Below are 22,692 nucleotides of genomic sequence, written 5' to 3' on the forward strand. Positions count from 1 at the left end.
ATTTACTGATTTAGACCATCCATAGCTATTTGATTTTTGGTTTTTTCTCTTTCACTCATTTTCTTTGTATAACATTCTCTGCATAAGGGTTCATAAACGTCTTTTGATCCTATTTGAATTCTTGAATCGTCAGATGATTTTCTATAAGAAGCCCAAGCGTCTTCTCCACAGCTAGCACAAATTGCGTGGTGTTTTGTAAGTTCATCTGCTATTGGCATAATTTCTTTGATTATTTCAAAAGGTCTTGTTTTAAAATCCATATCCAATCCAGAGACAACTATTGTAATTCGTTTTTTCATCAACTTTGTAAATATATCTATAACTTCACTTGGGTCATTTGGGAAAAATTGGACTTCATCAATTCCAATAGCATCAAGTTCATGGTTTTCTGCGTAATCAACTATTTCATTTAAGTCTGATATTTTGATGGCATCTATCTCTAGCTTATCATGAGAAACAATTTTTCTTTCATCATCTCTATTATCAACTGACGGTTTAAAAGCTGCAATTTTATAATTTGCAATTTTCATTCTATAAAGTTCACGCCATAATGAAGTGGTCTTGCCAGAAAACATTGAACCAGTGTGAACAATTAATTTTCCTTGTTTTTTCATAATTAACCTAAACATTAAAGCGGAAGTTTACAACATCGCCATCTTTCATTATATAATCTTTTCCTTCCATCCTTAGAAGTCCTTTCTCACGAGCAGATAGAAGAGAACCTGAATTAATCAAATCATCATAGGAAACAATTTCTGCTTTAATAAAGCCTCTAGAAATATCACTGTGAATCTTTCCAGCTGCATCGACAGCTTTTGTACCAGCTTTGATGGTCCAAGCGCGTGATTCCATTTCTCCAGTTGTTAAAAATGAGATTAAATTTAAAGTTCTATAAGAATCTCTAATAACTTTATCTGTCCCAGATTCTTCAAGACCAATCATTGAAAGAAATTCAATTTTTTCTTCATCACTTTCTAAATGAGAAATTTCCTCTTCAATTTTTGCAGAAACTACAGAAACTTCCGCATTTTCATTTTTTGCATATTTTCTTACATCACTTACATAAGAATTATTATCACCATCATTTGCAGCGTCTTCTTCGTTGACATTGCAAACATAAATTATAGGTTTTGAAGAAAGTAACTGATAAGATTTAAGTAATTTTTTTTCATCTTCTGATAAATCAAGACTTCTGGCTGATTTTCCACTTGCCAAAACATCTCTTACTTTATCTAGTACTTCAACTTCTTTTAAAATTTCTTTGTCATTTCTCGCCATTTTTCTGCGTTTTTCTAAAACTTTATCAATCATATCAAAATCAGCGAAAACTAATTCCAAATCTATAGTTTCAATATCACGTAAAGGATCGACAGATCCATCAACGTGAGTTACATTTGGATCATCAAAACACCTTAAAACTTCAACAATCGCATCAGTTTCTCTTATATTTGACAAAAATTTATTTCCTAGACCTTCGCCCTTGCTAGCTCCCTTAACCAAACCAGCAATATCATAGAATTCTATGACAGCTGGAACAATTCTTTTTGAATTATTCATATCACTTAATACTTTTAATCTTGGATCAGGAACATTAACAAGGCCAACATTTGGATCGATTGTTGCAAAAGGGTAGTTCGCTATAAGCGCGCCAGCCTTAGTTATTGCATTAAATAAAGTGGATTTTCCAACATTTGGCAAACCGACTATACCAAGTTTCATAAACTATTTCACCTCAAATTTCTTTTCTTAACGATGTTAATATTATAATTGTTTTAAGATAAAAATCAATTGAAAAATTTCCTACCAAATATTTGCCAATTAAGTATAGTTATTTTAAGTACATTTTTACTTAAAAAATATATGTAAAAAGGGAGAAGTTATGAATATTAACCAAAGAATAGAAAATTTAAGAAAATTAATGAAAGATAGAAAAATTGAAGCTTACATTGTACCAACTTCTGATCCGCACCAATCAGAATATTTACCAGACCATTACAAAGAAAGAGAATTTATATCTGGATTTACTGGTTCTGCCGGAACAGCAGTTGTGACAATGGATCAAGCAAAATTATGGACGGATTCTAGATACTTTCTTCAAGCTGCTAGTGAATTAGAAAATTCAGAGTTTGAACTTATGAAAATTGGAGATGAAGATTATCCTACAATTGAAGAATATCTTGAAGATGTAGTTTCTGAATTTGGCAAAATTGCCTTTAATGGAAATTTGTTTTCCGTAAAAGAATATAAAAAACTTAGCGAATCTATGGGAGCTAGAACTTTAATTTCTGATTTAGATTATATATCAAAACTATGGCATGATAGGCCAAGTCTTCGCACTGATAAGGTTTGGCTTATGGATGAGAAATACACTGGTGAAAGCTGTAGTTCAAAAATCACTCGTCTTCGCGATATAATGGAAGTAAATGACTACGACTACTATTTTCTTGGAGCAATTGAAGATATTTGTTGGTTATTAAATATAAGAGGTAATGATATTGACTATTGCCCAGTAACCCTATCTTATATACTAATAAGCAAAGATAAAGTAAATCTTTGTATAGACGAAAATAAACTTGATGATAAGATAAGAGCTTATTTGGAAGAAAATGAAATAAAAGTTTATCCTTATGATCATATCTTTACTTTAATAAAAAATATTCCAGGCAAAAATAGAATTTTCCTAGATCCAGAAAGAACAAATGTAGCAATTTATGACTCAATTAATTCTAATGTCAAAATTTCTATGGGAATTAATATAACAGAAAATATGAAAGCCATAAAAAGCCAAAAAGAAATAGAAAATAACAAAAATGCTTATATCAAAGATGGTGTTACTTTGGTTAAATTTTTCAATTGGCTAGAAATTGGAGCTTCTACAGGAACTCTTAATGAATATGTGGCAAGCAAGAAATTACACGAAATGAGAGCGGAAAATGAAGGATTTATCGATGATTCTTTTGAAGCGATCATCGGTTATAAAGATAATGCAGCAATAGTTCACTATGAGCCATCACAACTAGGATCAAAAACTTTTAAAAATGAATCAATGGTATTAATAGATTCTGGAGCTCATTATATGGAGGGAACTACTGATATTACAAGAACAATTGCTTTGGGAAATTTAACCGAAGATGAAAAAATAGATTACACTCTAGTTTTAAAATCTCACATAGATTTATTCCTTGCAAAATTTAAAAATAAAACAACTGGTCAAAGACTAGATGCCATTGCCAAATATCCATTGTGGAAAGCTGGTAAAGACTTCTTCCATGGAACAGGTCATGGAGTTGGTTATGTCCTATCTGTTCATGAAGGACCACAAAGAATTGCCCAAGGGTCAAGCATTGAATTTAAAGAAAATATGTTTACATCTATCGAGCCAGGACTTTATATAGCTAATAGCCATGGAATTAGGATAGAAAGCCAAGCACGTGTTAAATTTGCATTTAAGAATGAATTTGGAAAATTCTTAGAATTTGAAAATTTAACATATGTGCCAATAGATACTAGACCTATAAAAGTTGAAATGCTAACAAATGAAGAATACGAATGGATAAATGCTTATAATAAAAAATGCCAAGAACTACTAAGTCCTTACTTAGAAGGCTCTGATCTTGAATATTTGAAAGAGAGTTGTAAAGAAATTTGAGCAAAAAAGAGCTTAAGGAAAAACTAAAAGAACTTCCTGACTTGCCTGGCGTATATATAATGAGAGATGAAGAAGATGAAATAATTTATGTGGGAAAAGCCATATCTCTTAAAAAAAGAGTACGCCAATATTTCGATAATAACAAAAACAAGGGAGCCAAGGTACTTGCCATGGTCTCCCATATTGATCATTTTGAGTATATCATAGTTGAAAATGAAGTAGAGGCCTTAGTCCTTGAGTCTAATCTCATAAAGAAAAATAGACCAAAATATAACATCGTATTGCGTGATGATAAGCAATATCCTTATATAAAAATTACTAGTGAAAAATTTCCAAGAATTCAAAAAGTTAGACAGATTATAGATGATGGTGCCTGGTATTTTGGACCATATCCTGATGCCTATGCAGTAAATGACTCAATTGATTTATTTCACATCTACTATCCTTTTAGAACTTGTAATTTAGATTTTTCTAAGGGTCAAAAATTAAAAAGACCTTGTCTGAACTTTTTTATTAGAAAATGCAAGGGACCTTGTATAGACAAGGAAGATGAAAAAATTTATGACCAAGCAATTCTTGATGTAAAAGAATTTTTGGAAAATAAATCAAATAAAATCCCGGATTGGATTTCACTAAAGATGAATGAAGAAAGTGGAAAATTAAACTTTGAAATGGCAGCAATCTATAGAGATTATTATAAGGCTTTACAAACTATAGCTCAAAGGCAAAAGGTTACAGATTCTACTAAAGAAGATATGGATATAATTGCTATGAGCAAGGGTTCAAGTCTAATAATTATGCAAGTTTTCTTTATGAGAGATGGGAAAATTGTAGATAGGGAGCATTTTGTAATAAAAAATGACTATAGAGAAAACGATAATGAAATTTTTTCATCATTTTTAAAACAATTTTATCTTGATATCATCTATGTTCCAAAAGAAATATTAATTGAAAGCGAGCCAGATGATTTGGATACCATTAACGAATTTCTTAACCAAAAAAAGAAAAGCAAAGTTTATATTCACAAACCAAAACTTGGCAAGAAAAAAGATCTGATCAATATGGCCTTTACCAATGCTAATGATATGCGAGTTAAATATGAAAAACGCTTAGAAAGAAAAGATCGTAAGAAAAATGCAAGCGTGAATTATCTAAAAGAGATGCTTGGATTAAAAGAGATTAATCGAATAGAAGCTTATGATATTTCTAATACATCCGGGGTTTTATCTGTTGGATCTATGGTGGTTTTTGAAGATGGTTTTCCAGCAAAAAAAGAATATAGGAAATTCAAAATAAAAACAGTAGAAGGACCAAATGACTACGAATCTTTAAAGGAAGTGATTAGTAGAAGATTTAACCAAGGTCTTAAACAAAGAGAAAATTCAAATACCACTACTGGTTTTGGCAAATTTCCTGATCTAATATTGATGGATGGGGGAAAGGGTCAAGTAAATGCGGCAGAAGAAATTCTTAATAAACTCAATTTGGATATTGCAGTAGCTGGTCTTGTAAAAGATGATTTTCACAAGGTAAGAGGCATTATTTATAAAGATATAGAAATTCCTATAAATGCACGTCATCCTTTGTATAAACTAATTTATGAGATTGATGAAGAAGCTCATAGATTTGCTATAAATTATCATAGAAAACTAATGAGCAATACTATGAAAACTAGCCAGCTTGACCAAATAAAAGGTGTTGGAGAAAAAACAAAAACAAATCTATATAAGCATTTCAAAAGCATTGAGAATATTAAAAAAGCTAGCGTAGAGGAACTTATGGAAGTTCCATTGGTAGGCAAGAAACAAGCACTTGAAATTTATAAATACTTTAAGCTGAAAGGTTAGGTTTTAGATAAATATGGAAGTTAATGAAAATCAAATATCAGAAAATAATATAAAAGAAATAAAACTACTTAAAGAAATAAGAAGTTTAAAGCTACAAACAGTAGTTGAAAATTTAGGTTTGGAAGTAGTTCATCAATCATCTGATTATCACGATATAACTCTTACTAGCGCAGATGTAAATAGACCTGGTCTTCAGTTAACTGGTTATTTGGTGGAATTTCCTTACAAAAGATTACAGATAATTGGGGCGGTTGAATATACCTATCTTACAAGTCTTGATAGTAAGCTCCAGTATGAAAGATTTAGAGGAATTTTGTCATATGATATACCAGCATGTATTTTTTCCTATAATGCTGATATAAATCAAGATATACTCGATCTAGCAGATTATTATGATAAGACACTTCTAAGATCTCCTGCAAAAACCACCAAGTTGATTTCTGATATATCTGATGAGCTAGAGTATCAGCTAGCTCCAAGAAGCAATGTCCATGGAGAATTGTTAGAAGTATTTGGATTAGGAGTTCTAATAATAGGCAAATCATCAATAGGAAAATCAGAAACAGCCTTAGATTTAGTAAATAGAGGCCATAGGTTGGTAGCCGATGATATGGTAGATATAGTGGCTATTGATAATAAAATTACTGGAGCATCTCCTGACAATATACGCCATTATATGGAAATTAGAGGTCTTGGTATTGTAAATGTGCGTAGGCTTTATGGAACAGGTTCTGTAAAAAAATCTACGGAAATAGATTTAGTTATTGAATTAGAGCAATGGAAAGAAGATTATGAGTATGATAGGCTAGGTATTGATGATCATTATATTAAATTACTAGATGTAGCTGTTCCACATATTGTTTTGCCAGTTAGAGCGGGTAGAAACTTAGCTTTAATAGTTGAAGTTGCAGCAAAAAATCAAAGAGAGAAGAATTTTGGTTATAATGCTGCAAGATATATGACAAATAATATATTTCACAAAGAGTTAGTAAAGCCAGAAGATGACTTTATTTAGAAGTAAAAAGAATGTTAAAAATTTTACATATTTTTCCGTAACTATTGACTTTTTAAGCAATTTTAATTATACTTAAAATAGTGTTAACGATAATGTTATTATTAATTTTAGGAGGTCTAAATGACAATTACTAGAGCAATGAAGACTATGGATGGTAATACAGCTGCAGCTCATGTATCATACGCATTTACTGATGTTGCAACAATTTACCCAATTACCCCATCTTCACCAATGCCAGAAGCTGTAGATGTTTGGGCAGCTAATGGTAGAAAAAATGTTTTCGGAAGAGAAGTTATTGTAAAAGAGATGCAATCTGAAGCAGGAGCAGCAGCAGCAGTTCACGGTTCACTTGCAGCAGGAGCACTTACTACTACATATACAGCAAGCCAAGGATTATTATTAATGATCCCAAATATGTATAAAATTGCTGGAGAAAGATTACCTGGTGTATTCCATGTTGCAGCTAGAACTATAGCTACTCAAGCACTTTCTATCTATGGAGATCATTCAGATGTTATGGCAACAAGACAAACAGGTTGTGCTATGCTATGCTCAAACTCTGTTCAAGAAGTAATGGACTTATCACCAGTAGCTCATGCAGCTGCAATCAAAGGTAGATTACCATTTGTTAACTTCTTTGATGGATTTAGAACAAGCCATGAAGTTTCAAAGATAGAAGTTTGGGACTACGATACATTAAAAGAAATGGTAGATTTTGATGCTGTAGATGAATTTAAAAATCATTCACTTAACCCAGAAAGACCAAAACACATGGGTACAGCTGAGAAAAATACTTTCTTTCAAAGAACTATTGCTTCAAACAAAGCTTATGAAGAAATAGTTGGAATAGTTGAAAGCTACATGAACCAAGTAAATGAACTAATCGGTACAAACTACGGACTATTCAATTACTACGGTGCTGATGATGCAGAAAATGTTATAGTTGCTATGGGTTCATTCTGCCAAGCAGCAAGAGAAACAATAGATGTATTATTAGAAGATGGTTACAAAGTAGGTTTAATAGAAGTTCATCTATATAGACCATTCTCAAATGAACATTTACTAAAAGCACTACCAAAAACAGTTAAGAAAATTGCTGTTCTTGATAGAACAAAGGAAAAAGGTGCTGAAGGACAACCTCTATACTTAGATGTCAAAGCAGCGTTCTACGGCAAAGAAAATGCACCAGAAATATTCGGTGGTGTATATGGTTTAGCTGGAAAAGATACAATTCCTGCAGATGTTAAGGCAGTATTTGATAATCTTGCTAAAGAAGATACAAAAGATAACTTCACTCTAGCAATTACAGATGATGTTACAAATTCTTCTTTAGAAAGAGAAGATTTCAAAGTACGCCAAGAAGGTACATCTAGATGTAAATTCTGGGGCTTTGGATCTGATGGTACAGTTGGAGCTAACAAACAAGCAATCAAAATTATCGGTGACAATACAGATATGTATGCTCAAGGATATTTTGACTATGACTCTAAGAAATCTGGTGGTCTAACAGTTTCTCACTTAAGATTTGGTAAATCTCCAATTAGATCAACATATTTATTAGACGAAGCAGACTTTATTTCTTGCTCAAAACAAGCTTACGTTCACCAATATGATATTCTAGCTGGTCTTAAAGATGGCGGAACATTCCTATTAAACTGCGTATGGAGTGAAGAAGAATTAGAAGAACACTTACCTGCAAGTATTAAAAATTATATAGCAAAACATAACATTGATTTCTATATTATTGATGCAAGTCACATTGCTCAACAATTAGGACTTGGTTCAAGAACCAACATGATCATGCAAGCAGCATTCTTTAAACTTTCTGAAGTACTTCCAATTGACGATGCTGTTAAATATCTAAAAGATTCTATTGTTAAATCTTATGGTCATAAGGGTGACGATATTGTAAATATGAACTACTCAGCAGTAGATTCAGGTTTGACAGCTGCAAAGAAAATCGAAGTTCCTGAAAGCTGGGCAAATGCAACAGATCCTGTTAAAGAAGAAAAAGAATTACCGGAATTTGTAAAGACAATACTAAAACCAATGATCGAACAAAAAGAAGATCAAATCCCAGTATCTGCATTTACAAATCTTAATCTTGAAAATGGTGAATTTCCATCAGGAACAACTGCTTATGAAAAACGTGGTATAGCACTAAATGTTCCACAATGGCAAATTGAAAATTGTATACAATGTAACCAATGTTCATACGTTTGTCCTCATGCAGTAATTAGACCATTCTTAATAACAGAAGAAGAAAAAGCTAAAGCTCCAGAAGGATTTGAAAGCAAAAAAGCTATTGGTAAAGGTATGGAAGGCTATGAATTTAGAATTCAAGTTTCACCACTTGATTGTACAGGCTGTGGAAACTGTGCTGATATCTGCCCTGCTCCAAAGAAAGCTCTATTAATGAAACCTTTTGAAGAAGAAATAGCAAAAGAAAAAGATAATTGGATATTTGCAAATGATGAAGTTGGATACAAAGAAGATGTTATGGATCCAATGACACTAAAAGGCAGCCAATTTAAACAACCATTACTAGAATTCTCTGGTGCTTGTGCAGGCTGTGGAGAAACTCCATATGCAAAACTAGTTACTCAATTATTTGGTGACAGAATGTATATAGCAAATGCTACTGGTTGTTCATCAATTTGGGGCGCTAGTGCACCATCTATGGCTTATACTAAAAATCTAGCTACAGGTAAAGGTCCAGCTTGGGGCAACTCATTATTTGAAGATGCAGCAGAATACGGATATGGTATGAAACTTGCAGCAGATTCTAATGCTCTATTACTAGAAAATCACATGAATGATTTCTTAGATCTAAACATCGAATCACCATTTAACGAAGCATTCAAGATGTGGATTGATGGAAAAGATGATGTTAAATCATCTAAAGAAGCAACAGCAAAGATTTTAAGTCTTAAAGATGAAAAAATCGATAACGAACAAGCTTCTGATTTGGTAAATAAAATTCTAAACTTAAAAGATTACATGATCAAAAAATCATTATGGATCTTTGGTGGTGACGGTTGGAGTTACGATATAGGATTTGGTGGAGTAGACCATGTTCTTGCAAGCGGTGAAAACATCAATATTTTAGTATTTGATACTGAAGTTTATTCAAATACAGGTGGACAATCATCTAAAGCTACACCACTTTCAGCAGTAGCACAATTTGCTGCTTCAGGTAAGAAAGTACGTAAAAAAGATTTAGGATTAATGATGACATCTTATGGTTATGTATATGTAGCACAAGTTGCTATGGGTGCTAACCAAAATCAAACTCTAAAAGCAATCAAAGAAGCTGAAAGCTATGATGGACCATCTCTAGTAATAGCATACGCACCATGTATCAACCACGGTATTAGAATGGGTATGGGTAAATCTCAATATAGAGAAAAACAAGCAGTAAATGCTGGTTACTGGCACTTATGGAGATTTGATCCAAGACTAGCTGATGAAGGAAAGAATCCATTTACTTTAGATTCAAAAGAACCTAGCGAATCATTCCAAGAATTTATTCAAGGAGAAGTTAGATACTCATCACTTAAGAGATCATTCCCAGAAACAGCAGATGAATTATATCAAGAAGCAGAAAAAGCTGCTAACGATAGATATGAAACATACAAGAGATTAGCTGGAAAATAAAAAAGAAAATTAAATCGCCATAGTACTATGGCGATTTTTTTTAAGATTAATAGAGAAAAAATGGACAAATTAATATTTTTTACTAAAGCACCTAATCTAAATAATTGCAAGACTAGAATGAGTAATTTTTTATCCCCAAAAGAAAGATATGAATTAATGCTTACATTAATTAATGAAAATTATAAGAAAATAAAACGAACAAATAAAGATCTTATAATTTATTATGATGGGGATATTAAGGATATTGAATTTTTAAATGAAAAAAAACATAGGCAAAATGGAACGGATTTAGGCTATAAAATGAGAAATGCCATTTTTGACCACTTAGATGGTGCCAACAAAGTCGTTCTTTTAGGTTCAGATTTAGCAAATTTAGAAAGCTCTCACATTATTGATGCTTTTAAGAAACTAGATGATTATGATTTTGTTATTTCTCCAACATTTGATGGAGGATTTGGCTTAATAGGGATGAAAGAAAAATTTGATATTTTCACAGGAATAGAATATTCTAATGAGTCAGTACTTAATAATATTATTGAAAAAATTAAATCTTTTAATAAGTCATATTATTTACTTCCTAGAATTAGAGATATAGATAATATGCAAGATCTTGTTGCCTGTGAATTTTCTGATGATAGTGTAAAACTATTAGGAGCTGGTGAATATAACTTAAATTACAGATTAGACGATAAAGTTATTAGAATTAACTTAGCAAGTCAGATAAATTTAGCTGGTAAACAGTTAAAATATGAATATGATGCCCTAAAAACTCTAGAAAAATCAGAAGTCACACCAAAAGTTTTCGATTATTACGATATGGGAAGACTAATACCTAAAAGTTTTTTAACCATGGAATATGTTGAGGGTCAAGCACTTGATTATAGTAAGGATATGGAAATTGCAGCAAAACTTTTAAGCTCAGTTCATAATCTAAAGGCAGATTTTTCTAAATTTATTTATGCTAAAAAACCCTTTCAAGCCATGTATGATGAATTTGTTAGTATGTTTAGCCATTATCAAGCCTTTGAAAAAAAAGATAGGAATGTTGAAGAGAAAATTTTATATTTCTTAACCTTTGCAAAAAAATCTGGATTAGATGAGAATATTTCAAATCCATGCATAATAAACACCGAATTAAATAATAGAAATTTTATTATTGGAGAAAAGTCCGTAATTATTGATTGGGAAAAGCCGATAATTGGAGAATGCGAGCAAGATTTAGCACATTTTCTTGTTCCAACAACCACTAATTGGAAAACAGACACAATTCTTAGCGAAGATGAAATGTTAGAATTTTTAAAAATCTATGAAAAATATCGAAAGATTGATTACAATAAATTCTATAAATATTTGATGTTTAATTCTCTTAGAGGAGTGACCTGGTGTTCTATGGCAAAAGTTCAATATGAAGAAGATAGATTTATCAAAAATGCTGATACTTACAATAAAATCAATAAGTTTTTATCTTATGATTTTTTGAATATGCTAGAAAAATTTTATAGGAGATTTGATGGATGAAGAAAAATTAATAGAATACGGAAAAAAAGGTTATAATTGTTCCCAAACAGTTTTTTGCTATTTTGCAAGCCTTATGGGTATGGACGAAAATACTGCAGCAAAAATAGCAACTCCATTTGAGATGGGCATGTATAAGTCAGATATATGCGGAGCATTAACAGCATCATATATGGCCTTAGGCTTAAAATATGGATCAACTGATATGGAGGAAAAATTAGAACTTATAAAAAAAGTACTTAAGCTTGATAGTGAGTTTGAAAAAAGAATGGCTAATACTAAGTGTGCCGAACTATTAAAAGTCGATGTAAATACTGATTCTGGTATGAATTATGCCATAGAAAATAACTTATTAACAAGCGTTTGTGGGAAATGTATTACAAATGCAATAGACATTACTGAAGAAATTTTGGGAGAAAGTAATGAAAATTAAAAATTTATTTATTACTGGAGCTTTATGTTTAGGATTATTAACTGGATGTGGGAATAATTCAAATGTAGATACCGATAAAGATACCAAAGAAGAAACAAAAGTTGAAACTAGTGATAATACAGACGATACTGCAAAAAATGAAGAAAGCAAAGTGGAAAAATCAGAAGAAACATCTAGCGATGATTTGTCAAATCTTTCCTTTGAAGAAATAGCTGAAAAAGCAAAAGGTTCCAGCGTAAACTTCTACGGTTGGGGTGGAGATGATAAAAGAAATCAATGGATAGATACTTATGTAATTCCAAAAGTTAAAGAACAATATGACGTTACTGTAAATAGAGTTCCTATGGATATTGATGAGATTAATAACCTTATGCTAGCAGAAAAAGATTCAACTGACGGAAATATTGACGTTGTTTGGATAAACGGAGAAAACTTTGCTAATGCTAAAGAAAATGGAATGCTTTATGGACCATTTACTAAACAATTGCCAAATTACAACGATTATGTAGATGAAAATAGTTCATCTGTTAATAGCGATTTTGGTGAGCCTGTTGAAAATATGGAAGCTCCTTATGGTGGAGCACAATTTGTATTTATTTATGACAGTTCAAAAATAGATACACCACCTAAAAATGCTCAAGAATTACTAGAGCTTGCAAAAGCTAATCCTGGTAAAATCACCTACGCTTCTTTACCAGATTTTACAGGCTCTGCATTTATTAGAAATATAATCTCTGATATCCAAGGCTATGAAGATTTTATGGATAAAAATTTAACCAAAGATCAATTAAAAGAAATGCTAAAACCAACAATTGATTATCTAAATGAACTTAAACCTTATTTGTGGAATGAAGGAAAATCTTACCCACCAGATAACCCAACACTTGCAAATATGTTTGCTGATGGAGAAGTAATAATGGCTATGAGCTATAATCCTAACAACGCTTCAATAGGTTATGCTGATGGACTTTATGACGAAAATGTAAGAACATTTGTATTTGACAAGGGAAATATTGCTAATACACACTTCTTAGCTATAAGTAAGGGGGCTAAAAATAAGGCTGGTGCTATGGTTTTAATTAACTTTATTTTATCACCAGAAGCACAAATTTCTAAGGCTTACCCTGAAACACTCGGCGATCTACCAATCATTTCTTATGATAAATTAACTGATGAACAAAAGAAGATGTATGATGAAATTCCAACAGGTGAATTAACTTTATCAAACAAAGTTTTAGAAGAACACAAGATTCCAGAAATGCCAGCTCAAATAGTACCATTAATTGAAGAGATATGGGAAGAAGAAGTTCTAAATTAGAAAGTTTCTTAGCCTATCAAGGATTAATTTTAATTATAATCTTAATCCTTATAGGCTTAGGAAAATCTTTACTTATAAGTTTTGGAATTTATGATGAAATTGGCATAAACACTTTTACTACAAGCTATTATTCTAATATATTTAACGATAAAACTTTTATTGAAAGTTTAATTTTTTCATTAAAAATATCCGTAATTTCTAGTGCAATAGCTTTGGTATTAGGTGTTTTTTTATCTTATGGAATCTTTAATAGCAAAATATTTGACATTTATCTTAAAATACCTGTAATAATCCCTCATATAATTATTGCGATTAGTCTTGTTAATTTGTTTAGTCAAACTGGAATAATTTCAAGAGTTTTATATAATTTTGGACTTTTATCTAATAGCAGTGATTTTTACCAAATGTTTTATGATAAGAATGCTATAGGAGTTATATTTACCTATGCCTTCAAAGGAGCAGCTTATGCTGCTATGGTATTTTTGGAAATTTATAGAAAGATTTCGATAAATCAACTCTATGCTGCCAAGAATTTAGGAGCTAGTGATTTGAAAGAATTTTATTATGTAATTTTTCCTTATATTAAAAGAGAAATGTTAGAAATTTTCCTAATTTTATTTAATTTTTCTATTAGTTCTTATGAAGTTCCACTATTGATTGGGCCAACGGTACCAAGAACTCTTGCCATAAAGTCTTACGTTGAATTTTCTAAGAATAGTTTTATTTATAAACCTAATGCCTTTGCTATAAATATAATACTAACTTTAATTGGCTTATTATCAATTATTTTGTTGTTAGTTTTTGGAGTAAAAAATGATGAAAAAGATCTCTAAAATTTTATTATATATCTATATTATCCTATTAATTTTAGGTGGAATTGACATTATTTTTACAAGTTTTAGGCAAAATTATCCCTATCCAAACTTAATTAATGCAAATTACTCTTTAAGAAGCTATTCATATTTATTAAAGGAAATGAAACTAAGAACTGGCACTATTAATTCTTTTATTATCGGCATTGGATCTTCCATTTTTTCCTTGATATTAGCTTATCCTATAGCAAAAAAAATTTATGACAAGGATAAAAATTATAAAGCTATAAATTTTTTGGTTTTTTTGCCATTTTTGATTGCTGCAACGACAATAGGCCTTGGTTTGCAAACTTTTTTATTAAGCATTGGCATAAAAAATTCAAAAATAGTCATTGGTTTGGTTCAATCTATATATATAATTCCTTATTGCGTTAGAATTATAAAACCTGGTTTTGGATTTCTTTCAGAAAATATTTTATCATCAGCTTATATGCTAGGAGCGAATCACAAAGCTGTTATAAAAAATATTGCCTTACCTATTATGGCTCCTTTTATAAAAACTGCTTTTATCATGGGCTTTATTTTATCTGTTAGTCAATATTATATTACCTTGGTTTTAGGATCTGGATTGGTTGATACATTTATAACCGTTGCTTTTCCTTTCTTTGCATCAAGAGATAGAGCTATTTCATCAGCTTTAATTATATTATTTTTATTGATAAATATTTTATTGATTTTGTTTGTAGAACTTATTTTTAGACAGATATTTAGGAGAAAAAAATGGCAGATATAAAAGCAATTGACATTAGTAAGAAATTTAATGATAAGCTCATTTTAGATAATATAAGTTTTAAATTAAATAAGGGAGAAGTTTTATCAATTGTAGGTCGTAGTGGATCTGGTAAAAGCACTTTGCTTAAAATCCTTGCAGGAATTATCAATAATTATGAAGGTGATGTATTTTTTGATGCTAATAATATAAAATCTTTAGATATTAGAAAAAGAAAGTTTATTTTAATGTTTCAGGATGCTGAATTATTTCCTCACATGAATATCCTTGATAATGTGGCTTTTGGCTTAAAAATGCAAGGTGAAAAATCAGACTTTATAGAAAAAGAAACAAATAGATATCTAGACCTTGTAGGACTTATTGATCATAAAGATAAGTATCCTAATCAAATATCTGGAGGAGAGAGGCAAAGAGTTTCACTAATAAGAAGTCTTATAGTAAAGCCAAATATGCTTTTGTTAGATGAGCCTTTTTCTGCCTTAGATGAAAGTCTAAGAGCAAATTTAAGAAATGAAACCTTTAAGATTATAAAAGAGCATAATATTCCAACTTTATTTGTTACCCACGATATTAATGAAGCTGTTGAGGTTTCTGATAAGATGGCCATATTAAAAAATGGAAAATTTATTGCCTATGATAAGCCTAGAAACATTTATGAAAATCCAAAAAATCTAGCAACTGCTAAATTTATTTTTAAAGATAATATCATTGATAATATGCTAATAAAAAAATCCGATATAGATATAGTTGCTGGTGATTCTTATCAAATACTTGAAAAGATTTATAGGGGAGATTATTACTCCTATAAAATTCATGGTAAATATAGCCTAATTGTCGATTCAAGGGATGAATATGATATTAATGATAGAATAGATATAAGAATTAAAAATAAAATAATTTTGGAGGAAGAGTGAAAAAAGTAATAATTGATACAGACTGCACCATAGATGTTAAGGGCTGTGACCTAGACGATGCCTTTGCAATCTTATATATGATTGCTAATCCAAATATAGAAGTAAAACTAGTAACAACAACATATGGAAATAACAACGAAGATGTGACTTATAAGGCTACTAAAAAAATGTTTGATGATCTATCCATAGATATTCCGCTGGTAAAAGGCGGTCTTTACACTAATGATGGGGGAGCTGCCATAAAGAAAACAGCTGAAGAAAATGAAGATATGACTATTCTTTCTTTAGGTTCAACAACGAATACTCAAAAGGCACTTTCACTTGGCCTAGATACTAAAAAAATAAATTCTTTTGTAGCCATGGGTGGAATAACTGAAGAACTTAAGTTTAAGAAAAAAAATATGCGTGAATTAAATTTAAGTATAGATTATCTTTCAACAAATTATGTATTAAATAAAGTTAAAAATGTCGATATAATAACAGGAAATAACTGTATGAGCCATACTTATAGAGTTAACGATCATCCAACTTATAAAAGTCCATATATGAATTATCTAAAAAAATCTTTAATTCGACTTACTGATGAATTTTTAGATGAATTTGGTCAAAGAGAGCTTGTAGTTTGGGATGCTTTAGCTGCTTTGTATATTACAAATCCAGAATTTTTCATAGACCATAAAAAAAATATTTGCCTTGATGAGAATCTTTTGAATGGATATTTAGTAAAGGGAAATGATAAAAAAGTTAATTTACCTGAGCTTAAAGATGGTATTGATGCAATGGATTATATTGTAAACGTAATTGAAAAAGAGGCTTTTATCTAAAAGATAAGAGCCTCAAATTTTTTTGTAAATTTCTGCGATTTTTTCTATATCGTAGCCTTCTCTGTATTTTTTTTGTAGTTTTTTCATCCTATAACCTGTAATAAATTCCTTGCCCAATAATTTCCTTGATGAAGTATAAATTGGATAAGAAATTTGTTTAATAGGATTTCCACTTTCTATCAAATCTAAGGAAAGTTGGTAATCTTCCATTAGTGGTATGGATTTATAACCTCCAATTTTTTCAAATAAATCTTTTTTTATAAAAATCCCTTGATCCCCAAAAGCTATATTTCTTTTTCTAACTCTCTTATTTGAATAATAAGCGATAATTTTAAGTTTTAAATTATTAGGGGTAAAACTCATTTTAAAGCAACCAGCTGCAAGCTTTGAAGAATTTATAATATTTATACAATCAGGGCCAATAATAGAATCTGCATGGAGAAAGAATAGATAATCTCCTTTGGCATATTTTGCAGCTCTATTCATTTGATTTGCCCTAAATTTGCTTTCTCTAATTTTAGGATATTTTATTAAATCAAAGGTATCATCTGTTGAAAAACCATCTGAAAATATTACCTCAAAATTACCTTTGATATTACTAAGAACTTCTTCAATTTTGCTAATATTATCAGCTTCATTGTATGTCGGAATTATTATCGTTACCATGTTTTTTATCATAAATTTTCTTTGCTAACAAGGTTAATACTGTAAAAGCAAGTAAAAGGATGACAGAAAAAATAAAATTTTCTTTATTTTGACTTCCAATATTAGTACCAACATTTAAATATATCATCATTCCGGGAATAACGCCGATAACGGTAGTTAGTACATAAGGCAACAATTTGATTTCAGTTAGCCCAGCTAGATAATTTTCAAAAATGTATGGTATAGCAGGGATTAGCCTTGAAATGAAGAATGTTGTTATTAGTTTTTTTTGATTCTTAGTGTAAATCAAATTAAAATATTGTGGAGATAATTTATCTTTTAATCTATCATATATTTTATCCTTAGCAAATTTATTAGAAATAAAATACATAAGTGTAGTATTTGTAATTACTCCGATTAAAGTTAAAGTAATACCTTCATAAAAACCAAATAAAGTACCTGCAACTACAACTATTGTTAGAGTTGGTACAAATATGGCTGGTAAAATAGTAAAACTAATTATATATACAATTGGAGCTAAAGAGCCAAAAGAGTCGATTCTTGCTTGTAGAGATTCTATATTAATAGATTTATTTATCCAAATTATAAAAGCTATCACTAGGATAGCTTTTAATACATTAAAAATTCGTTTTGTGTTTGGCATTATATCTTTTCCTTAACAATGCTACAATTACAGCAAGGACTGATATACCAATTACAAAGAAGAATATTCCACGAATTCCTCCGTCGAGTTCTCCACCTGTGTAAGAATAAACTATAGTAGCTGGTAATTGTCCAATTCCTGTGGCTATAAAAAATCCCCAGAAACCCATTGATGTTAGACCAGCTGCATAGCTTACAACATCAAAAGATACAAATGGAAGCAAACGAGCAATAAGTATTGTGTAATTACCATACCTATTGAAAAACTCTTCTATACTTTCTAAGGCTCCCTTGCCACTTAATTTTATAACAACATCTCTTCCCAAAGCTCTTGCAATGAAAAAGCAGATTGCTGCACCAACCATAGCTGATGACCAGGATAATATTGCTCCTTTTACCCAACCAAATATTGCAGCATTTGCAAGTGTTATCATAACCGCTGGGATAGGTGAGATAATTGATTGAAGGATCATTAATAGAAATGAAATTACAGCAGCTTGTTTACCATAACCTCTAATGTATTCAATAACTGAATTTATACCACCAGATTTTAGTGCTGTAATAGCGCTATTAACACCATTTTTAAATGGTGGAATTAAAAAGTAGGCTAAAATCAAAGCAACAAGTGGTATCAAAACAATTAATTTGGAAGATTTATTTAGTTTTTCCTCGTTAGGATTTGTTTTATCTACTTGTGTATTTTTCATTTATTACTCTTTTATTTTTCAGATAGGTCAAATTCTTCGTATTCTTTTGTTCCGTCGAATGCGTTTATAACTTCATGACCGTCTTCAGCAAGTTTATTTGCTATTACAAAAGATTTATTACCAGAATAGCAGTAAGTTAAGAATTGCTTATCTGTTGGAAGTGTTGGATAAATTTCATCAATTTTATCAGATGGAATATTTATTGCTCCAGGCATATGTCCTGCATCATAATCTTTAGCATCTCTTGCATCGATTATTGTATAATCTCCACTAGCTGCTAAATCTTTAAATTCTTTTCCTAAAACTGTTTTTACTTTTGTAACTGTTGTATATGTGAAATCTTCTAAACCAGCTGCGTTATAAAGATCTGTAAATCCATTGGCAGCTAATGTTTTGTAAGCTTCTTTAGAATCATCTGCTTTATTTGCATATACTACAACTGATTTATCTTTCCAGCCTTCAATTTCAGCTAATCTTGATTCAAGATCTTCTGCTGGAATAGAAATTGCGTGTTTAATATGACCATTTTTATAATCATCTTCACTTCTAACATCGATTACTAGATATTTTTCTTTTTGCTTGTTATCTTCTTCTATTTTGTCAAGATCCTCACCTGTCATTTCTTTTACTTCAACTTCTTCAGTTTCAGTTTTTTCTTCAGCAGGTTTTTCTTCTTTATTATCTTCTGTTGTTGCAGAATCTTCAGTTGTAGTTGCTGGTTCATCTTTTTTTGTTTCATCAGTTTTGTTGCCACAAGCTTGTAGAGCTAATGTACCTACTAATAATAGTGCCAATAATTTATTTGATTTTTTCATTTACTTTCTCCTCTTTAATAAATTGAAGTATATTAATAATGCTAAGCATTACGAATATAGCATACTTTGTTAACTTAAATTTTTGAATATCTAAAAATAATAATCCAATAATTACCGTAGTAATTATAAAAGAAATAGGGGGTATACTCTTAGATTTTCTTAAATTTAAGATGATCCTTAAAAGAAACAATATAATTAAAATTATAAAAACTAATTTGTATTTGTTTTCTATAAGGTAATTATAGTACATGAGAGTTCTTTGAACGCCCATTTTTTTATTTACAAAGTATTGAATTAGAAAAATTCCTAATAGTCCAATACTCTGTATTATATTGATTGTAATAATTTTATTCTTTTTTTGCTTTATCATTTGATAATTCGCCAACTGTAGTCATCTTAACATCAGTTTTTGGATCGCCTAATTGAACTGGAAGTTCATCATGCATTTGCCATTCGTTCCATCCGCCATCAAATAGCTTTACATTAAATCCTTTTTCATAGAATTTTAATAGAGGAATAGCAGCTCTCCAACCAGTTCCACAGTAAAATATCATTTCTTTTGATAGGTGAACACCTTCTTTTTTCAACATTTCAACCATGTCATCATAGCTAATATATGTTCCATCTGCATTCTTATAATCAGCTTCATCATGGCCATAAATTGCACCTGGAAGTTCTCCTGCTTTTGGAATATAAGTATAACCACTAGTTTCGCCAATATATTCTTCATAGGTTCTTGTTGTTATATATTGCTTATTTTCGTCTTTACTTTCTATATCTTTTTTAGCTTGTTCTAGACTAACTATCAAATCAGGATGAGCAGGATATTCGCCTTTAAAATCAGTTTTTGCAACTGCTTTGTTAGCTTTGCTTTCAGTTTCATAACCTTTATCCATCCAAGCTTTTATACCGCCGTCGATAATTTTAATGTTTTCGACACCTTCTATAAGATAAGCCAAAGCAACTCTTGCAACACCAGAATTAGGTCCATATAAAAATACTGTTGTATCTTTATCTATTCCATAATTAAGGATTGACTTTACAATTTCTTCATCACTTTTAAAATTCCAAACAGGACCTTCTTCCACAGTATCAGTATTTATGTGGATAGCTCCTGGAATGTGATTTTTAAGATAATCAGGACTTGCATCGTCCTCACCCCAAGTAACTTCAGCTATGACATAATCTTTTATATCGTTTTTACCATCAATTACATCCTTTAGATAATCGGCAGTAACAAAAATTTCCTTGCTTATTGGACTACAACAATCACCGACTGGTTTAGCTTCCTCTTTAGAATCAACTTTGTCTTGATCCTCTTTGTCAGCATCAGTGTTTGTTTTACTAACTTCTTTTTCATTATCGCTTTTTACTTCTTCACTTGCCTCGTTATTAGCCTTTGTATCGGAATTTTCATTTTTACTTTGGCAGGAAGCAAAAGATAAGCTTATCAAGATAGCAAATAATGAAAAGCTAATTTTTTTTGTTAATTTGTTTAATTTAAACATTTCTTACCTCTAATTTAAGATAAGAATTTTCCTTTGACCGCATTTTTAAAGAAGTTATTATTAACTTCTTCATCCATTCCTAAAAAAGCAGAAATTAGGTGGTGAACCTTGTTATATTTAGAAAAATTCATTGAGCAAGTTGCACAATATGTGTAAATCTCATCATCTTTTATTGAAGATATCATATCATTTGCAAGCTTACTTTCGCACTTGCTTGCAAGACCTCCTGCACCACAACAATTAGTAGATGTAAATTTGTCATTCCATTTTGGAGCGTGCTTTTTAATAACTTCGAAGATTTCTCGATTATATCTATCTGAACAGGGGAAGAAAATATTTATAGGTTCATTTATATCGTTAATATAATCGTACTCTTCAAGCCACTGAAAAATAGATATTACATCTGCCATGTATTTGTTTTTTAAAAAATGGTAGCAATTAGGGCAAGCTGTTACTATTCTTTTTATATCCTTATCTCTAATTTGCTTTTCTAAACTTTTACTTGTTGTTACATCAAAACCTGTACTTGCAACAGGTTTTCTACAACAATCTATTGAAAAATCAAAGTCTTTAGAACTAAATATCTCTACTAATTTCCTTGAAGTTTCAGGATAAAATGCTGGAAAATTACAGCCTAAATATAACAAATCTTTTGAATATTTATTTTTTCTAGCTAAATTTCTATAGGGGTAGAAATCTTTAGTTATTTTTATAAATTTATATTTAGGATTCTTTTTCCTCAAAAGTTCAGATACATATTTTCCATTTAAGTCTTTAGGACATACACTTTGACACTTGTTGCATTCAAAGCATGAAAATGCTAAATCTTCTCTTTTTATAAAATCTTTTAGATTTATGGAATATTTTTCTAAGAACGTACAATTTTTAGTACAAAGTCCACATTCTATGCAATTATCTTCTACGTTTTTAAGGTAATCCATTTAAAATCCTTATCAATAATAATTTTGCTAATTCTAAGTGTGTACTAAAGCTAAAAGGCTATCTTAGAATTGTGGTTAATTTATTTTATATATGTATAAATATTTCATAGTGTACTTATTGCATTTGCAAATATGAAGCTATCTTACATATATACTTGCAATATATCATAAATTTATTTTTTGTCAATTTTAATATTTATTTCAATTTATGGTATAATATTAACATTTGTTATAGTATAATAGATATGATATAACATTCCAAAAATCAATGGAGGAAGATATGCCAGTTAAATATGTTAATAATTATGGAAAAGTAACTATTGATGATTCAGTAATATCAAATATTATTGCAGCAACAGTGATGCAATCTTATGGTGTCGTTGGTCTTGCTAGTAGATCAACCAAAGATGATATCTACGAACTTTTAAGACTTGAAAATATGAACAAGGGTGTAGAAATTTATAAACGTGATAATGGCACCATAGATATTTATGTTTCAATATTTATTTTATATGGTATTAGAATACCAGTAGTAAGTCAAAATATTATAGACAATGTAAAATACAAAGTAGAAAAATCCTTAAATGTTAGAGTAAATTCAGTTAATATTTTAGTCCAAGGAATTGGTAAGTAGGTGAA

General features: G+C 30.3%; 20 protein-coding genes. 12 read left to right on the forward strand and 8 right to left on the reverse strand.

The window, feature by feature from the left end:
- Positions 1–2: 2 nt before the first annotated feature.
- Together CS884_RS03200 and ychF are read right to left on the reverse strand one after the other, a co-directional pair.
- Positions 3–629, reverse strand: a complete 627-nt coding sequence (locus CS884_RS03200) for a thymidine kinase (protein ID WP_257875743.1) — start codon at positions 627–629, stop codon at positions 3–5.
- Positions 622–1,719: a redox-regulated ATPase YchF gene (gene ychF / locus CS884_RS03205; protein ID WP_099320627.1), complete on the reverse strand. Its 1,098-nt coding sequence runs from the start codon at positions 1,717–1,719 to the stop codon at positions 622–624. The genes CS884_RS03200 and ychF overlap by 8 nt, the downstream gene beginning before the upstream one ends.
- A gap of 160 nt (positions 1,720–1,879) precedes the next feature.
- Here ychF and CS884_RS03210 point away from each other — a divergent pair, with 160 nt between their 5' ends.
- From CS884_RS03210 to CS884_RS03260, 11 genes are all read left to right on the forward strand, one after another.
- On the forward strand, positions 1,880–3,649 hold the full coding sequence (locus tag CS884_RS03210; protein ID WP_099320628.1) for an aminopeptidase P family protein: 1,770 nt from the start codon (positions 1,880–1,882) through the stop codon (positions 3,647–3,649).
- A complete protein-coding gene (uvrC, locus tag CS884_RS03215) occupies positions 3,646–5,496 on the forward strand; it encodes an excinuclease ABC subunit UvrC (RefSeq protein ID WP_099320629.1) in 1,851 nt (616 codons plus the stop codon). The genes CS884_RS03210 and uvrC overlap by 4 nt, the downstream gene beginning before the upstream one ends.
- 13 nt (positions 5,497–5,509) lie before the next feature.
- On the forward strand, positions 5,510–6,511 hold the full coding sequence (gene hprK / locus CS884_RS03220) for an HPr(Ser) kinase/phosphatase (protein WP_099320630.1): 1,002 nt from the start codon (positions 5,510–5,512) through the stop codon (positions 6,509–6,511).
- 120 nt (positions 6,512–6,631) lie between these two features.
- A complete protein-coding gene (nifJ, locus tag CS884_RS03225; RefSeq protein ID WP_099320631.1) occupies positions 6,632–10,168 on the forward strand; it encodes a pyruvate:ferredoxin (flavodoxin) oxidoreductase in 3,537 nt (1,178 codons plus the stop codon).
- Between the two features lie 27 nt (positions 10,169–10,195).
- A complete protein-coding gene (locus CS884_RS03230; RefSeq protein WP_257875744.1) occupies positions 10,196–11,686 on the forward strand; it encodes a TIGR04282 family arsenosugar biosynthesis glycosyltransferase in 1,491 nt (496 codons plus the stop codon).
- Positions 11,679–12,116, forward strand: coding sequence for a C-GCAxxG-C-C family protein (locus CS884_RS03235; protein WP_099320633.1), 438 nt, complete (start codon positions 11,679–11,681; stop codon positions 12,114–12,116). The genes CS884_RS03230 and CS884_RS03235 overlap by 8 nt, the downstream gene beginning before the upstream one ends.
- Complete coding sequence (locus CS884_RS03240; protein ID WP_099320634.1) at positions 12,106–13,434, forward strand: ABC transporter substrate-binding protein; 1,329 nt, start codon at positions 12,106–12,108, stop codon at positions 13,432–13,434. Before CS884_RS03235 ends, CS884_RS03240 begins: the two co-directional genes overlap by 11 nt.
- The gene (locus CS884_RS03245) at positions 13,410–14,267 is read left to right on the forward strand and encodes an ABC transporter permease subunit (RefSeq protein ID WP_099320635.1); all 858 of its coding nucleotides are present in this window, start codon (positions 13,410–13,412) and stop codon (positions 14,265–14,267) included. Before CS884_RS03240 ends, CS884_RS03245 begins: the two co-directional genes overlap by 25 nt.
- Entirely contained in the window at positions 14,248–15,039 is a 792-nt protein-coding gene (locus CS884_RS03250; protein ID WP_099320636.1) for an ABC transporter permease, read from the forward strand. The genes CS884_RS03245 and CS884_RS03250 overlap by 20 nt, the downstream gene beginning before the upstream one ends.
- Positions 15,027–15,950 (forward strand): ABC transporter ATP-binding protein, encoded by a 924-nt coding sequence (locus CS884_RS03255; RefSeq protein WP_099320637.1) that lies wholly within the window; start codon positions 15,027–15,029, stop codon positions 15,948–15,950. The genes CS884_RS03250 and CS884_RS03255 overlap by 13 nt, the downstream gene beginning before the upstream one ends.
- Positions 15,947–16,774, forward strand: coding sequence for a nucleoside hydrolase (locus CS884_RS03260; RefSeq protein WP_099320638.1), 828 nt, complete (start codon positions 15,947–15,949; stop codon positions 16,772–16,774). Before CS884_RS03255 ends, CS884_RS03260 begins: the two co-directional genes overlap by 4 nt.
- Before the next feature lie 12 nt (positions 16,775–16,786).
- On the opposite strand, the gene CS884_RS03265 is transcribed toward CS884_RS03260, so the two are convergent.
- From CS884_RS03265 to CS884_RS03295, 6 genes are all read right to left on the reverse strand, one after another.
- The gene (locus CS884_RS03265) at positions 16,787–17,440 is read right to left on the reverse strand and encodes a TIGR04283 family arsenosugar biosynthesis glycosyltransferase (protein ID WP_099320938.1); all 654 of its coding nucleotides are present in this window, start codon (positions 17,438–17,440) and stop codon (positions 16,787–16,789) included.
- Positions 17,409–18,083: a TVP38/TMEM64 family protein gene (locus CS884_RS03270; protein WP_099320639.1), complete on the reverse strand. Its 675-nt coding sequence runs from the start codon at positions 18,081–18,083 to the stop codon at positions 17,409–17,411. The genes CS884_RS03265 and CS884_RS03270 overlap by 32 nt, the downstream gene beginning before the upstream one ends.
- Positions 18,058–18,789: a TVP38/TMEM64 family protein gene (locus tag CS884_RS03275; protein WP_099320640.1), complete on the reverse strand. Its 732-nt coding sequence runs from the start codon at positions 18,787–18,789 to the stop codon at positions 18,058–18,060. Before CS884_RS03275 ends, CS884_RS03270 begins: the two co-directional genes overlap by 26 nt.
- A gap of 11 nt (positions 18,790–18,800) precedes the next feature.
- Positions 18,801–19,604 (reverse strand): rhodanese-like domain-containing protein, encoded by an 804-nt coding sequence (locus CS884_RS03280; RefSeq protein ID WP_099320641.1) that lies wholly within the window; start codon positions 19,602–19,604, stop codon positions 18,801–18,803.
- Between the two features lie 347 nt (positions 19,605–19,951).
- A complete protein-coding gene (locus tag CS884_RS03290; protein WP_099320643.1) occupies positions 19,952–21,112 on the reverse strand; it encodes a sulfurtransferase in 1,161 nt (386 codons plus the stop codon).
- Between the two features lie 14 nt (positions 21,113–21,126).
- Positions 21,127–22,053 (reverse strand): (Fe-S)-binding protein, encoded by a 927-nt coding sequence (locus CS884_RS03295; protein WP_099320644.1) that lies wholly within the window; start codon positions 22,051–22,053, stop codon positions 21,127–21,129.
- A 280-nt stretch (positions 22,054–22,333) separates the two neighbouring features.
- On the opposite strand from CS884_RS03295, the gene CS884_RS03300 reads away from it, so the two are divergent.
- The gene (locus CS884_RS03300) at positions 22,334–22,687 is read left to right on the forward strand and encodes an Asp23/Gls24 family envelope stress response protein (RefSeq protein ID WP_099320645.1); all 354 of its coding nucleotides are present in this window, start codon (positions 22,334–22,336) and stop codon (positions 22,685–22,687) included.
- Positions 22,688–22,692 lie beyond the last annotated feature (5 nt).

The sequence above is a fragment of the Anaerococcus sp. Marseille-P3625 genome, assembly GCF_900232825.1.
GTDB lineage: Bacteria > Bacillota > Clostridia > Tissierellales > Peptoniphilaceae > Anaerococcus.

Coding starts and splice junctions, on each gene's coding strand:
- CS884_RS03200 (WP_257875743.1), bottom strand. CDS start 629: ATGTTTAGGTTAATTATGAAAAAACAAGGAAAATTAATTGTTCACACT.
- ychF (WP_099320627.1), bottom strand. CDS start 1,719: ATGAAACTTGGTATAGTCGGTTTGCCAAATGTTGGAAAATCCACTTTA.
- CS884_RS03210 (WP_099320628.1), top strand. CDS start 1,880: ATGAATATTAACCAAAGAATAGAAAATTTAAGAAAATTAATGAAAGAT.
- hprK (WP_099320630.1), top strand. CDS start 5,510: ATGGAAGTTAATGAAAATCAAATATCAGAAAATAATATAAAAGAAATA.
- nifJ (WP_099320631.1), top strand. CDS start 6,632: ATGACAATTACTAGAGCAATGAAGACTATGGATGGTAATACAGCTGCA.
- CS884_RS03230 (WP_257875744.1), top strand. CDS start 10,196: ATGGCGATTTTTTTTAAGATTAATAGAGAAAAAATGGACAAATTAATA.
- CS884_RS03235 (WP_099320633.1), top strand. CDS start 11,679: ATGGATGAAGAAAAATTAATAGAATACGGAAAAAAAGGTTATAATTGT.
- CS884_RS03240 (WP_099320634.1), top strand. CDS start 12,106: ATGAAAATTAAAAATTTATTTATTACTGGAGCTTTATGTTTAGGATTA.
- CS884_RS03245 (WP_099320635.1), top strand. CDS start 13,410: ATGGGAAGAAGAAGTTCTAAATTAGAAAGTTTCTTAGCCTATCAAGGA.
- CS884_RS03250 (WP_099320636.1), top strand. CDS start 14,248: ATGATGAAAAAGATCTCTAAAATTTTATTATATATCTATATTATCCTA.
- CS884_RS03255 (WP_099320637.1), top strand. CDS start 15,027: ATGGCAGATATAAAAGCAATTGACATTAGTAAGAAATTTAATGATAAG.
- CS884_RS03265 (WP_099320938.1), bottom strand. CDS start 17,440: ATGGTAACGATAATAATTCCGACATACAATGAAGCTGATAATATTAGC.
- CS884_RS03270 (WP_099320639.1), bottom strand. CDS start 18,083: ATGCCAAACACAAAACGAATTTTTAATGTATTAAAAGCTATCCTAGTG.
- CS884_RS03275 (WP_099320640.1), bottom strand. CDS start 18,789: ATGAAAAATACACAAGTAGATAAAACAAATCCTAACGAGGAAAAACTA.
- CS884_RS03280 (WP_099320641.1), bottom strand. CDS start 19,604: ATGAAAAAATCAAATAAATTATTGGCACTATTATTAGTAGGTACATTA.
- CS884_RS03290 (WP_099320643.1), bottom strand. CDS start 21,112: ATGTTTAAATTAAACAAATTAACAAAAAAAATTAGCTTTTCATTATTT.
- CS884_RS03295 (WP_099320644.1), bottom strand. CDS start 22,053: ATGGATTACCTTAAAAACGTAGAAGATAATTGCATAGAATGTGGACTT.
- CS884_RS03300 (WP_099320645.1), top strand. CDS start 22,334: ATGCCAGTTAAATATGTTAATAATTATGGAAAAGTAACTATTGATGAT.